We start from the raw sequence: 14,277 nt of genomic DNA on the forward strand, positions 1-14,277 counted from the left end.
ACTGGCAGCACCGCGCCGGTATCACGGGGGTATCGCACTGGTTGACGGCCCGGACCGCAGGCCTCACCGTCAATGACATGGGTATCGCCGTGCTGGGACCGCTGGAGGTCGACGGTGCTGCGGCGAGCCTCTGGCTCCGCGACCGGGTGGTCCTCCAGGCGCTCGCCCTGCGCCCCGGCACCCCGGTTCGACCTGAGGCCCTCGCCGAGGCCCTGTGGGGCGACTCACTCCCCGCCTCGTCGACCAAGATCGTCCAGGGTTGTGTGGTCCGGCTGCGCAAGTCGCTCGGCGCCGGTGCGATCGAGACCTCGCCCCAGGGGTACCGACTGACCTTGCACGTCGACCACCTCGACCACCTCCACTTCCAACGCCTCCTCGGGCGTGCCCGCGAGCTCCTCGCCCTCGGCGAACCCGACCGCGCGGCATACCTCTTGACCGAAGCCCTCTCCCTCTGGCGAGGGGAGCCGTTCGCAGAGCTCGCCGAATGGGCTCCCGCGCGCGCAGAGGCGGAGCGGCTGCTCGAGCTGCACCGGCAGGCCGAGGAACTGTCAGCCGAGGCGATGCTCCGCTCCGGACACGCCCGCGAGGCCGTGGCGCCCGCGGTCCGGCTGGTCAGCGAGGAGCCCTACCGGGAACGCCGCTGGGGACTGCTGGCCCTGGCGCAGTACCAGGCCGGCGCCCAGCAGGAGGCGTTGGAGACGCTCCACCGGGCGCGCAGCGTCCTGGGCAACGAGCTGGGCCTCGACCCGGGCCCGGAGCTGGCTCAGCTGGAGCAGGCCATTCTCCGCCAGGACCCTTCTCTCGCCGTGCAGACGGTACTCCCCCCGACCAGCGCCCAGTGCCCGTACCTCGGGCTGATCGCCTATGACCTAGCCGACTCCCCCACCTTCTTCGGCCGCGAGGCCGACATCGCCGCGTGCCTGCAGCGCTTGGACGAGAGCCGCGTCCTGGCCGTGGTCGGGCCCTCCGGGTGCGGCAAGTCATCGCTGGCCCGCGCCGGCGTCGCGGCCGCCCTCGAGCGCGATGGTCATCGAGTGCGGGTGCTGACACCGGGGGGCCGCCCGACCGACTCCCTGTCGGCCACGAACCCCCGCGCCAGCGACGTCCTCGTGGTCGACCAGTGCGAGGAGGCACTCTCGCTCGACCTTGAGTCGCCCGAACGCACCGAGTTCTTCGACCAGCTCGTCGCCTTCACCACGCACGGGCACGGGGTGCTCGTCGTCACCCTGCGCGCGGATCGTCTCGGCGAGCTGTCCACGCACCCGGAGTTCGCCAGACTCGTCGAGCGGGGCCTCCACCTGCTCGGCGCCATGACCGAGCCCGCCCTCCGGTTGGCCATCGAGGGGCCGGCCGCGCAGGCCGGGCTCCGGCTCGAGCCCGGTCTCGTCGACCTGCTCGTGCGCGAGGTCCAGGGCGAGCCTGCCGCCCTCCCCCTCCTGTCCCACGTCCTGCGCCAGACCTGGAGACGGCGCGAGGGGACCACCCTCACCGTCGCCGGCTACACGGCGACCGGAGGGATCCGCGAGGCGATCTCGCAGTCCGCCGAAGGACTCTTCCGCGACCTCACGACCGGTCAGCAGGGCGTCCTTCGCGACCTCATGGTGCGGCTCGTGGTCTCGGACGACCTCGGCGAGCCCGTGCGCCAACGGGTCCCGCGCCGCTCCGTCGCCACCGACGAAGACCACACCCTGCTGATCGAACGGCTTGTGGGCGCCCGCCTGCTCAGCACCGACGGCGACACCGTGGAGATCGCCCACGAAGCCCTGGCCATGGCGTGGCCCCGGCTGCGGTCCTGGCTGGACGACGACGTCGACGGGCTCCGCATCATGCGACACCTCTCGGTCGCCGCGACCAGCTGGGACGACCTGGGCCGCCCGGACAGCGAGCTCTACCGAGGCGCGCGGCAGGCGCGGGCCGTCGAGTGGCGCGAGCGTGCCACCGCGTCCCTCACACCCGCCGAGCAGGACTTCCTGACCGCGGGAGCCGCCCTGGCCGAGACCGAACAGCGCGCCACCGAGGAGCAGGTCCGCCGGGAACACCGCTCCAACCAGCGCCTGCGGGCCGGGCTGGCCGCCGTCGCCGTGCTGCTGGCTGTCGCGATCGTCGCGGGGGCCATGGCCAGGACGGCCGCCGACCGGGCCGACCGACAAGCCCTGGTCGCAGACGCCCGCCGTCTCGGCGCCGAGGCGCTGCGCGCCGATGACCTCGACCGCTCCCTGCTGCTCGCCGCCGCGGCGGTGACCCTGGACGACACGGTCGACACTCGGAACGCCCTCCTCGCCACCCTGGACAGGGGTCCGTCCCTCGTGGCCAGCGCTCGCAGCACCGGCCGCATCTTCAGTATGCGGGTGAACAGCGCCACGGGACAGGTCGCCACCGTGGCGGGCGACGACGTCGGGCTCGAGCTGCGCGACGGCCGGACGTTGGAGCAGGTGCGGGTCCCGAAGCCGATCAAGGGGATCGGGGTGGTGGTCAGCCCCGACGGGTCGCGCTACGCGGTCTCGACGTGGGCCGACCTCGTCGAGAGCGGCACCGAGCCGGCGGTCCAGCTGCTCGACCGGACGGGCGCGCGGTCCACGACGCAGCTCGGTGGGCTGCCAGCAGGCTTCCACGTGTTCGACACCATGGGCTTCAGCCCCAACGGTCGCTGGCTCGCGGTCGGCTTCCGGGACCTCCTCGGTGAGAAGCCCGGGGTCACCGCCGTGTGGGACCTGCGGGCACCGGGGAAGCCCTCGGCCGTCCTCGAGCTCGACGACGGAGGGACCCCCAACGTCAGCGACGACGGGCACACGCTCTTCACCACCAGCTCGGGAGGTGGGCGTCTGGTCGTGACCGCCCTCCCGGGCGGGACGACGCGACGCGTCCTGGAGGCCGCCGACCTCGGGGTCCGCCAGCTCGACGAATCCCTGGTGCTGAGCCCCGACGGGAGGCTGCTCGCGGTCGGCGCCGGGGTGGAGGCCGTGCTCGTCGACACCTCAACGCTGAAGCCGCGCACCTATCTCTCAGGCCAGGGCTGGACGAACGGACTGGCCTTCTCGCCTGACGGCACCAAGGTCGCGGCCTCCGGGGACCGTCTGACGGTGTGGGCGTTGGATGGGGACGAGGCACGCGAGATCCTTGCCGAGGACAGCCCTGCCGCCAACCCGGCCTTCAGCCTTGACGGTCGGACGATCTACACCGCGACGCTCGCAGGGCTGGTGCAGGCGTGGGACCTCGACGGCTCCCGACGGTTCCTCGCCTCCCGGGTGGGCGCGCCCACCGGGTTCGGACAGCCCGCGGTGCGCGTCTCGCCCCGCCTCGACAAGGTTGCCTACGTCGAAGGAGGACCGCAGCTGCGCATCCGTGACGTCGCCACGGGCCGCCTGGGACCGCTGCTCGAGCTTCGCATGCAGCAGCGGAACTACATCGACCTGGCCTGGCACCCCGATGACACGACCCTGAACGTCACGACCGGCGACCCGGTGGTGCGCACCTGGGACGTGACCACCGGTCGTGTGCTCGCGGAGCATCGGCTGGGCCCCCTTGACTCGAGCGAAGGGGCCGCGATCGCGTTCTTCACCCTCGACGGGAAGTACCTGCTCGTCGGCAGCACGACGGGCAGGCTGCACGTTCTGGACGCGCGCACGCTCCTGCCGGCTCGCGCGCCCATCCAGGTGCAGCCGAGCAAGGAGGGGCAGACCGAGGCGCCTCCCCTGGATGGCATCGTCCCGAGCGGTGACCTGCACACGGCCTACGCGGGTCACTCCATCGTCGACTACCTGTCGGGCGACGTGCGGCCGATGCCCGACCTCGGGGCGCTGGTGAAGCAGCTTCAGGTGTCGCCCGACGGCACGCGGCTCCTGGTCGACCTCGGCGACCGAGGGGTCGGGCTCCTGAGCGCCCCGTCGATGACGTGGCTGTCCGAGCCCAGCCCCACCCAGGTGGGCCTGATGGGCTACTACACCCGGTTCAGCGACGACGGCCGGCTGGTCGCGAGCGTCAACGAGGGCAAGCTGAGCCAGTGGGACGGCATCACCGGCGCCTACCTCGGCTCCACCACGGTCGATGATGATGGCGCACCCGCCTTCACCAACGACAACAGCCGGATCCTCTTCGCCGGTGCCGGCGGGTCGCTGTTGACGTGGACCCTTGACCCGCGGTCCTGGCTGGCCACCGCTTGTCGGCTGGCGGGCCGCTCCTTGACCGAGCAGGAGTGGCGCAACTACGTGCCGGACCGCCCGTTCGTGCCGGTCTGCTCGTCCTGAGCAGTCGCGTCGAGCCTGGCCAGGGCCACGCGCACCAGGGCTTCCGCAGACTCCCCGCGCTCGCGCGCCCGTGCCGCCAGCGCCACGATGGCCATGCCCAGGTCGTCGTCCCCCTCGCCCACCGTCGCGAGGTCGCCACCGGTCCGGTCGAAGCGGGCCAGCACCTTCTCGGCGGCGAGCAGGCTTGGCAACGACCTCGGTATGCCGTGCATCAGCCCCGGGTGACCGTCCTCGCCCCCGCCGTGCGGAGCCTTGGCGGCGCGCTCGGCTGCCTTGATCTGCTCCCAGGCGCGCTCCACCTCGGCGGGGGTGGAGGCGTCGCCGTCGGCGAAGACGTGCGGGTGCCGGCGGACCAGCTTCTCGATGATGGCGCCGGCCACGTCGTCCACGTCGAACGGCGCGGTGGCGTGCTCCTGGGCGACGCGGGCCTGGAAGACCACCTGGAGCAGCACGTCGCCGAGCTCCTCGCGGATGTGGTCGCGGTCGCCGGACTCGATCGCCTCGGCCGCCTCGTGACTCTCCTCGATGAGGTACTTCACCAGCGTCTCGTGGGTCTGCTCGGCATCCCAGGGGCACCCACCCGGCGAACGCAGACGGTCCATCACCGCCACCAGGTCGAGCAGCCGCGACCCGGGGACGTCCCAGGAGGCGACGAGGACCTCGACCTCCGGCGGCGAGCCGAGGCGCGACACCTCTGACGCGATGGCGTCGGTGAGGCCGGGGTCACCGTCGGCCGAGGAGACCCACACGACGTCTCCCTCGGCCGCCCGGTCCATCAGCGTCCGCGCCAGGGACGGCGGGGTGAGCTCGCCGAGGTGACCCACCGGCACACCTGACTCGGAGACGGCGTCGGCGAGCGGTTCCGAGTCGTCGCGGGCCAGCACCGCGTCTGCGGCGCCCAAGGTCTCCCAGGCGGTGCGGGTGAACAGCCCGGGCGCGATGCGAGGGCTGCCGACCAGCAGGGTCAGCCGACCCGTCACCGGTCGCTCAGCCCGCGGGGGTGGTCGGAGCGGGCTCGGCAGGCGCGGGTTCGGCCTTGATCCAGTTGGGCTGGCTGGCGTCGAACCGGACGTTCTTGGCGTCGAAGGTGCCGTAGCGCGGGTTCATGGTGACCTTGGCCTTCCTGGCGAGGTCCACGACGTGCCCCTGCTCGATGGTGGTGAGCTGCTGCGAGGCCAGGCTCGACTTGACCAGCTCGAGGGTCGCGGCGCTCGGGTCCTCGATCTCGGTGATGGCGGCCTTGGCGGCGCTGTCGGACAGCCCCTTGCCGGACTCGTCGGCGATCTGGTTGATGAAGCCGGCCATCACGAGGCTCGACAGCGCGTTGGCCGTGTTGAGCGACGAGTCGGGGTAGGCCTTCGTGATCTGGCTGGTGGCCTCCTGGACCTCCTGCTCGGTGATCCGGTGGCCGTTGACGACGGCAGCGGTATCGGCAGTGGCGCAGCCGGACACGGCCAGGACGCCGGCGACGGCGACCGCCACGACGGCCCCACGCAGGACGCTGAATGCCTTCACGGGATGGCCCTTCGTCATGTACTGCCCTCTCACCTTGCTCAGTTTCACCATCTGCGGCGCCACGCTCATCGAGCCGAGTCCGCACCCTGGCGGGTGCCCACCCGGGCGGCGTCGGCGACGCTGCCCAGCAGGACGGACCGGATGAGGTCGCTGGCCCACTGCAAGACTGCCGTGTCACGCAGCGGTTGGCCACCCACCCGAGCCGTCATCGGCTTCGGCACCAGAATGGTATGCAGCGCGTCCTTGACGAGCGACTTCGGGTAGAGCCGCTGCAGCCTGAGCTGCGCCGACTCGGGGAGGTCCACCGGCCCGAACCGCACATAGTTGCCCTGCACGGAGATGTCGGCCACCGACGCCTGGCGGGCCACCGTGCGCAACCGCGCGACCTCCATGAGGTTGCGCACCGGCTCGGGGAGCGGACCGTAACGGTCGACCAGCTCGGCCTCGATCTCGGCCAGGGCCGGCTCGTCGACCACGCTGGCGAGCTTCTTGTAGGCCTCCAGCCGCAGCCGCTCCCCCGGCACGTACTCGTGCGGGAGGTGGGCGTCGACCGGCAGCTCGATCTTGATCTCTCCCGGAGCGGTCTCGCCGTCACCGCGGAAGTCGGCCACGGCCTCCCCCACCAGTCGCACGTAGAGGTCGAAGCCGACGCCGGCGATGTGGCCGGACTGCTCGCCGCCCAGCAGGTTGCCGGCCCCGCGGATCTCGAGGTCCTTCATGGCGATCTGGATGCCCGCACCGAGGTCGGTGTGGCTGGCCATCGTCTGGAGCCGGTCGTGCGCCGTCTCGGTCATCGGCTTCTCGGGTGGGTAGAGGAAGTAGCAGTAGGCCCGCTCTCGCCCACGCCCCACCCGACCACGAAGCTGGTGGAGCTGGGAGAGACCGAGCACGTCGGAGCGCTCGACGATCAGCGTGTTGGCGTTGGAGATGTCGAGACCGGTCTCAACGATCGTCGTGCAGACGAGGACGTCGAACTTCTTGTCCCAGAAGTCGACGACGACCTGCTCGAGTTTGTGCTCGCCCATCTTGCCGTGGGCGGTTGCCACCCGGGCCTCCGGCACGAGCTCACGGATCCGGCTGGCGGCGCGCTCGATGCTCGACACCTTGTTGTGGACCAGGAAGACCTGGCCCTCGCGGAGCAGCTCGCGCCGGATGGCGGCCACGATCTGCTTCTCGTCGTAGGCGCCGACGTAGGTCAGCACGGGGTGCCGCTCCTCGGGAGGCGTTGCGAGAGTGGACATCTCACGGATGCCGGTCACGGCCATCTCGAGGGTGCGCGGGATCGGCGTGGCCGACATCGCGAGCACGTCGACGGCCGTGCGAAGGGTCTTGAGCTGCTCCTTGTGCTCGACACCGAAGCGCTGCTCCTCGTCGATGACGACCAGCCCGAGGTCCTTGTAGCGGATCGAGCCACCCAGGAGCCGGTGCGTGCCGATGACGAGGTCGACGCTGCCGTTGGCCAGCCCCTCGATGGTCTCGCGCGCCTCCTTGTCGCTCTGGAACCTCGACAGCGCCCGAACGGTCACCGGGAACTGCTGGTAGCGCTCGGTGAAGGTCTGCAGGTGCTGCTGCACGAGCAGCGTGGTCGGCACCAGGATGGCGACCTGCTTGCCGTCCTGGATCGCCTTGAAGGCAGCCCGGACCGCGATCTCGGTCTTGCCGTAGCCGACGTCTCCACAGATGAGGCGGTCCATGGGGACGGTGCGTTCCATGTCGGCCTTGACCTCGTCGATGGAGCTGAGCTGGTCGGGGGTCTCGACGTAGGAGAAGGCGTCCTCGAGCTCACGCTGCCACGGGGTGTCCGGCGCGAAGGCGTGACCGGCCGTCGCCATCCGGGCCGAGTAGAGCTGGATCAGCTCGGCCGCGATCTGCTTGACGTACTTGCGCGCCCGGCCCTTGGTCTTGGCCCAGTCGCTGCCGCCTATCTTGTTGAGGGCCGGCATCTCGCCGCCGACGTAGCGGGTGACCTGGTCGAGCTGGTCGGTCGGCACGAACAGCCGGTCGCCCGGTTGCCCCCGCTTGCCCGGCGCGTACTCGATCACGAGGTACTCGCGCGTCGCACCGCCGACCGTGCGCTGCACCATCTCGACGAACTTGCCCACGCCGTGCTGCTCGTGGACGACGAAGTCACCGGGCTTGAGCTGGAGGGGGTCTACCTGGTTGCGCCGCCGCGAGGGCATCTTGCGCATGTCCTTGGTCGAGCCACCCTGACCCGGCGTCCCGGTCAGGTCGGTCTCGGTGATGAGCGCGAACTTGCTTGCCGGAGCGAGGAACCCGCTGCCGACCGTGCCGGTGGTCAGGTGCACGACGCCCTCGGTGAGGTCCGTGAGATCGGAGTCCAGCCGCGCCGCCACGGACTCCCCCGCGAGCACCTCGGCCACGCGCCGGGCCAGTCCCGGGCCCTCGGTGACGACGACGACCCGCCACCCGTCGGCCACCCAGCCCTGCAGGTCGCCGACTGCCTCGGGGGTGCTGCCGCGGTAGCGCGGCGCCTCCTCCAGACCGGTGTTGACCACGACCGCGTCGCCGTCGGCGAGCTCCTCGTCGGCGACGAACGGGCCGAGGTCCCACCACGGCATACCCGACTGCGCGGCGTGGGCGCGCAGGTCGGCGAGGCTCCAGAACGAGGCGGTGCCGAGGATGCCCTGGAGGTCGATCGGCACGCTGTTGCCGACCGCGGCGTTGGCCCAGCCGGCCTCCAGGAACTCCTGGCTCGTGGCGACGAGGTCGTGGGCGCGGGTGCGGACGCGCTCGGGGTCGCACAGCACGACCGCGGTGCCGTCGCGCAGGGTGTCGAGCACGCTCTCCATGCCGTCGACGAGGGCGGGCGCCAGCGACTCCATCCCCTCGACGGCGATCCCCTCCGCCAGCTTCGAGAGCAGGTCGACCGCGCCCGGGAGCTGGTCGACGAGGGCGGCTGCGCGGGCGCGCACCGACTCGGTCAGCAGGATCTCCCGGCAGGGCGGGGCCCAGAGGCCGTGCTCCGCGACCTCGAGGCTGCGCTGGTCGGCGACCTTGAACCAGCGGATCTCCTCGACCGTGTCGCCCCAGAACTCCACGCGCACCGGGTGGTCCTCGGTGGGCGGGAAGACGTCGAGGATGCCGCCGCGCACGGCGAACTCACCACGCCGCTCGACCAGGTCCGTGCGGGAGTATGCCGCGGCCGCGAGGTCCTCGACGACGTGCTCCAGGGGCGCCTCGTCCCCGGCCTTGAGCGCAACCGGCGCGAGGTCACCGAGGCCCTGGGACACCGGCTGCAGCACGGCCCGCACCGGGGCCACCACGACGTCGAGCGGGCCGTAGGTGGGGTCGGCGGGGTCGGGGTGCTTGAGGCGCCGCAGCACCGCGAGGCGCTTGCCGACGGTGTCGCTGCGGGGGCTCAGCCGCTCGTGCGGGAGCGTCTCCCACGCCGGGAAGTCGGCCACCCGATCGGCGTCGAGGTAGCAGCCCAGGGCGGCGACGAGGTCCTCGGCCTCGCGGGTGGTCGCGGTCACCGCGAGGATCGGCCGACCACTGTCACGGGCCAGGGCGGCGACCAGGGCCGGTCGGGCGCCGGCCGGCACGGTGAGATCGGCGGCCGGTTCGCCGGCCCGCGCCACCGCGAGGGCCCGCGCGACGGCGGGATCGGTGCCCAGCAGGTCGAGCAGCGGGGCGAGGGTCATGAAGGGGCTCCTGGGACAGACCGGGTGTAGACAGCACAAACGCCCCACAGCAAACGGCTGGTGGGGTGGGGGTCCACCCTAACCCCGCAGACGGGGTGACCCGTCGTCAGTCGTTTGCATGAGTCGCCGGGCGCGGCCGTCCAACAAACTTGGGTGAACTGCATACGACGACGTAAGAAACGGCTGTAGGGGGACCAGGAATGAGTGAGCTCGTGAGGCCGGGCGCAGGGGCGCCGTGGCCTGGAGGAGGTGAGGCAATGGTTCGGGGCTACGTTCCCGGGGTCTTCGACCTCTTCCACATCGGTCACCTCAACATCCTGCGCAGCGCCCGCGAGCAGTGCGACTGGCTGATTGCCGGGGTGGTCACCGACGAGAACGCCTACCGCGCCAAGTCCAAGATGCCGGTGATCCCCCTCGCCGAGCGGGTGTCCATCTTGGAGCACATCACCCTCGTCGACGAGGTCATCATCGAGCACCAGCCGAGCAAGCTCGACGTGTGGCACGACCACCCCTTCGACGTCATCTTCAAGGGCGACGACTGGCGGGGGACCCCCAAGGGCGAGCGGCTCGAGCGGGACCTCGGCACCGTGGGGGTCGAGGTCGCGTACTTCCCCTACACGATGCACACGTCCAGCACGCTGCTGCGTGCTGCCCTGGAGCAGTTCGCGTCCTGATGTCCGACGAGACCCTCAGCCCGCCGGTCCGCCGCATGGCCCAGGCCCGGGCCCTGTCCGCCGGTGCCGGGAAGTCCAACCGCGGGGCGCCCGGCTACTCGCGGTGGATCAACCGACCCGCCGGCCGCCAGCTGGCCATCCTGGCCTTCCGCATCGGGCTGTCGCCCAACCAGGTCACCCTGCTGTCCGGCTTCACCAGCCTGGTCGGCATCGTGGTGCTGGCGCTCGCGCCGGCCACCGTCCCGATCGGCTTCCTGGTCGCCTTCCTCCTGGCCCTCGCCTACGCGCTCGACTCGGCCGACGGCCAGGTCGCGCGCATGCGGGGTGGGGGCAGTCGCACCGGTGAGTGGCTCGACCACGTGATCGACTGCCTCAAGATCGCCGCGCTGCACGCCGCCGTCCTGATCGCCTGGTACCGCTCCTACGACGTGCCCGACGCGCTGCTGCTCGTCCCGATCGTCTTCGGGATCCAGGCCTCCACCTACTTCTTCTCCAAGATCCTCACCGACCAGCTCCGCGCCTCCGCCGCTGTCTCGGCTGCTGCTGCCTCCCCGCTCGCTGCCGAGGCACCGGTCGAGCCCACGACACCGCCCGCCGTCAGCGTCGACGACGGGCGGCCCCCGGTGCTCGCCTCGCTGCTCGTCCTACCCCTCGACTACGGCCTGCTGTGCGTGACGTTCGTCCTGCTCGGCTTCCACCAGCTCTTCATCTGGGCCTACTGCGCGCTCGCCCTGATGGGCGTGGTCCTGCTCGTCGCGGCCTTCGGGAAGTGGTACCGCGACCTGTCCCGCGTGGCCTGAGCGGGCCGATCGCGGTGGCACGACTGGTATGCCGGGTGGTCGGCGCGCCCTCTAGGGTGGCCACGGCGGGGCCGCGGCTGGGCGCGCGGCTCGGTCACGAGCGAAGTGACTGGTTCGATGGGCGTTGACGACGGGGGGGCAGGAGACATGACGCGGACGGTACGAATCCTGGGCACCCACGGCGTGCCGGCGGCATACGGGGGCTTCGAGACGGCAGCCGAGCAGATCGGGCTGTTCCTCGTCGGGCAGGGCTGGCGGGTGGTCGTCTACTGCCAGGCCGAGGGGAGGGGCCCCATCACCTACGACACGTGGCGCGGCATCGAGCGGGTCACCATCCCCCAGCACCGCGAGGGCTGGCTGGGCACGTCGGCCTTCGACTGGACCTCGATCCGGCATGCCATCCGGCACGACGACGTCTGCCTCACGTTCGGCTACAACACCGGTGTCTTCAACATCCTGCAGCGGGTCAAACGGATCCCCAACGTCATCAACATGGACGGCATGGAGTGGACCCGGCGGCGCTGGGGCATCCCGCGCCAGGCCATCCTGCTGGCCAACGAGCGGTTCGCCAGCCTGTTCGGGCACCACCTGATCGCCGACCACCCCGACATCGAGCGCTACCTCGCGCGGTGGGCCCGGCGCAGCCGGATCAGCATGATCACCTACGGCGCGCACGCGGTCACCGAGGCACCCCCCGGTCCCGTCGAGGCGATGGGACTCACCCCGGGCGGCTACCTCACCGTGATCTGCCGCCCCATCCCCGAGAACTCGCTGCTCGAGATCGTCGAGGCGTTCTCGGCAAAGCCCCGCGAGCGGACGCTGGTGGTCCTGGGCGACCTCGACGGCGCGACGGACGACTACCACCGGCAGGTGCTCGCGGCCGCGAGCGACGAGGTCGTCTTCCCGGGCGCGATCTACGACCCGGAGGTGGTGCAGGCCCTGCGGTTCCACTCGCTCGCCTACGTGCACGGCCACACGGTGGGAGGCACGAACCCCTCGCTGGTCGAGGCGATGGCCGCCGGCAACCCGGTCATCGCGCACGACAACGTCTACAACCGCTGGGTGGCCGGGCCCGCCCAGCGCTACTTCACCACAGCGCAGGAGCTCGAGGCCCAGCTCGACGAACTGCTCGCCTCTCCTGACGTCCTCCACCAAATGCACGACGCGTCCCGGGGTCGCCATGCGGAAGAGTTCACGTGGGAGCACGTCGCGGGCCAGTACGAAGCCGTCCTCGCGCGCTTCCATGCAGGACTCATGCACCGCGCCTGAGGGGGCGCTGCCGGTCGCACCCGCCGACCGGCATCGAGGTGGATGGGGGCCACAGATACGGAGTCAGTCGTCGTGATCACCATGGGGGTCGTCGGGCTCGGCAAGATGGGCCTCTCCCACCTGTCCATCTTCCGCGCGCACCCGGATGTCAACCTGGTCGCCGTGTGCGACTCCACCGGCTACGTCCTCGACGTGCTGAGCAAGTACACCGGGCTGCGGACCTACAAGGACCTCAGCGCGATGCTGGCGGCGGAGCAGCTCGACGCGGTGGTCATCGCCACCCCCTCCCACCTGCACGCGCCCATGGTGCGGACCGCGCTCGAGGCCGGCGTGCACGTGTTCTGCGAGAAGCCGTTCACCCTCGCCGACGCCGACGGCGAGGCGCTCACCGCCCTCGCCCGCGAGCGCGGGCTGGTCACCCAGGTGGGCTACCACAACCGGTTCGTCGCGGCGTTCGCCGAGCTCAAGCGGCTGATCGACGGCGGCGCCCTCGGCGCGGTCACCCACGTCGTCGCCGAGGCGTACGGTCCGGTCGTCCTGGCCCCCAAGGGTGGCACCTGGCGCAGCCGCCGGTCGTCCGGCGGTGGCTGCCTCTACGACTACGCCGCGCACCCGATCGACCTCGTGCAGTGGTACCTCGGCATGCCGACCGGTGTGGAGGGCAGCCGGCTCAACCGGATCTTCTCCGCCGAGACCGACGACGAGGTGGTGTCGACCCTGATGTACCCCGGCGACGTCACCGCCCAGGTCTCGGTGAACTGGTCGGACGAGTCGCAGCGCAAGATGACGACCAAGATCAGCGTCTGGGGCACCACCGGTCGGGCGGTCGCCGACCGGCAGGAGGTTCAGGTCTACCTGCGCGACACGGCCGCCGTCCCAGAGGGCTACCGCACCGGCTGGAACGTGCACTACACGACCGACCTCACCGAGCAGCCGTGGTTCTACCTGCGCGGCGAGGAGTACAGCGCGCAGGCCGACACCTTCGTCGGCCGGGTCGCCGGCCAGGTGACCGAGGGCCCCAACGTGTTCAGCTCCGCCGCGGCCACCGACCGCATCCTGTCGATGATCTCGGCCGATGCGCAGGGCACCGCCGGCTCCCGCGAGCGCGCCGCCTCGACGGCCACGGTGGCCCCGACCCATCGCCGACGACTGGCCTTCGGGCGAAGGAGGACTGCCTGATGGACCGCCTCCTGTTCGGTGACAACCAGTTCTTCGGCGTCAACCACATGTCCGAGGAGAAGGCGCGCAGCCAGCAGATGCGCTTCCAGGACCTCGGCGCGGTCATGGAGGTCCTCGACGCCGCCTACGACGAGGGCGTCACGACCTTCATGTGCACGACCCACGACCGGGTGGCCGAGATCTGCGACCTCGTGCGCGCCGACCAGGACCGCTACGCGCGCATGGAGTTCTTCCCGTGCATGCCCTACGCCCACAAGTACGCCAACGCGATGACCGAGGACGGTCCGCTCGGCGCGCTGCGGCGCTTCCTGCCCGACCAGAGCGTCTTCAGCGCCGCCCTGACCGGCACGAAGTCGTTGGCCAGCAAGGACATCGACGGCATCACGCGACTCCTCATCGACGCCGAGATGTCGATGTTCCGCGGGCTGCGGACCCCGGTGGTCTTCCTGCAGAACGTCGTCGTCGACCTGCTGCTGGGGCTGGGCTTCGACGAGGCGTTCGTCATCTTCGCCGACCACGTGCGCACGCAGTACGACGCCGAGCCCGGTTTCATCACGATGAACCTCCCACGCCTCCTCGACACCCTCGAGCGCCTGGGGATCGACAACCCCATCGTGTGCTCCAACATCAACAAGATCGGCTTCCGGATGCCGGGCGGTCTCGAGGCCTACGAGACCGCCCTGCGCGACCGCCGCTTCCGGGCCATCGCGATGTCGGTCTTCGCCTCGGGCGCCATCCCTCCGGAAGAGGCCATCGACTGGGTGTGTGCCCAGCCCAACATCGAGTCGATCGTCTTCGGGGCGTCCAGCCGCCGCAACATCGCCTCGACGAGGGCCCTGGTCGACAAGAGCTGGGCCCCGGTGCCCCGGTGATGCTCTCCACCTTTCGGACGAGTGGCTGGGCCGCCCCCGGAACGCAGAATGGAACCACGAGG

Annotated in this window: 9 protein-coding genes; 6 read left to right on the forward strand and 3 right to left on the reverse strand. The window is 71.1% G+C overall.

What is annotated here, in order from left to right; translation table 11 throughout:
* Positions 1-77: 77 nt before the first annotated feature.
* Positions 78-4,244, forward strand: coding sequence for an nSTAND1 domain-containing NTPase (locus ACXJKD_RS10700; RefSeq protein WP_457254519.1), 4,167 nt, complete (start codon positions 78-80; stop codon positions 4,242-4,244).
* Here the strand turns inward: ACXJKD_RS10700 and ACXJKD_RS10705 are convergent.
* From ACXJKD_RS10705 to mfd, 3 genes are all read right to left on the reverse strand, one after another.
* Complete coding sequence (locus ACXJKD_RS10705; RefSeq protein WP_457254521.1) at positions 4,202-5,224, reverse strand: MazG family protein; 1,023 nt, start codon at positions 5,222-5,224, stop codon at positions 4,202-4,204. The genes ACXJKD_RS10700 and ACXJKD_RS10705 overlap by 43 nt on opposite strands.
* A 7-nt stretch (positions 5,225-5,231) precedes the next feature.
* A complete protein-coding gene (locus ACXJKD_RS10710; protein WP_457254522.1) occupies positions 5,232-5,759 on the reverse strand; it encodes a hypothetical protein in 528 nt (175 codons plus the stop codon).
* Between the two features lie 65 nt (positions 5,760-5,824).
* Positions 5,825-9,421: a transcription-repair coupling factor gene (mfd, locus tag ACXJKD_RS10715; protein WP_457254523.1), complete on the reverse strand. Its 3,597-nt coding sequence runs from the start codon at positions 9,419-9,421 to the stop codon at positions 5,825-5,827.
* A gap of 257 nt (positions 9,422-9,678) precedes the next feature.
* Between mfd and ACXJKD_RS10720 the strand changes: the two genes are divergently transcribed.
* From ACXJKD_RS10720 to ACXJKD_RS10740, 5 genes are all read left to right on the forward strand, one after another.
* Positions 9,679-10,095, forward strand: a complete 417-nt coding sequence (locus ACXJKD_RS10720; RefSeq protein WP_457254525.1) for an adenylyltransferase/cytidyltransferase family protein — start codon at positions 9,679-9,681, stop codon at positions 10,093-10,095.
* Entirely contained in the window at positions 10,095-10,895 is an 801-nt protein-coding gene (locus tag ACXJKD_RS10725; protein ID WP_457254526.1) for a CDP-alcohol phosphatidyltransferase family protein, read from the forward strand. Before ACXJKD_RS10720 ends, ACXJKD_RS10725 begins: the two co-directional genes overlap by 1 nt.
* 147 nt (positions 10,896-11,042) lie before the next feature.
* The gene (locus tag ACXJKD_RS10730; protein WP_457254527.1) at positions 11,043-12,164 is read left to right on the forward strand and encodes a DUF1972 domain-containing protein; all 1,122 of its coding nucleotides are present in this window, start codon (positions 11,043-11,045) and stop codon (positions 12,162-12,164) included.
* A gap of 81 nt (positions 12,165-12,245) precedes the next feature.
* Entirely contained in the window at positions 12,246-13,343 is a 1,098-nt protein-coding gene (locus tag ACXJKD_RS10735; RefSeq protein WP_457254853.1) for a Gfo/Idh/MocA family protein, read from the forward strand.
* Complete coding sequence (locus ACXJKD_RS10740) at positions 13,343-14,215, forward strand: hypothetical protein (RefSeq protein ID WP_457254528.1); 873 nt, start codon at positions 13,343-13,345, stop codon at positions 14,213-14,215. The genes ACXJKD_RS10735 and ACXJKD_RS10740 overlap by 1 nt, the downstream gene beginning before the upstream one ends.
* Positions 14,216-14,277 lie beyond the last annotated feature (62 nt).

This window comes from Pedococcus sp. P5_B7, from assembly GCF_054049895.1.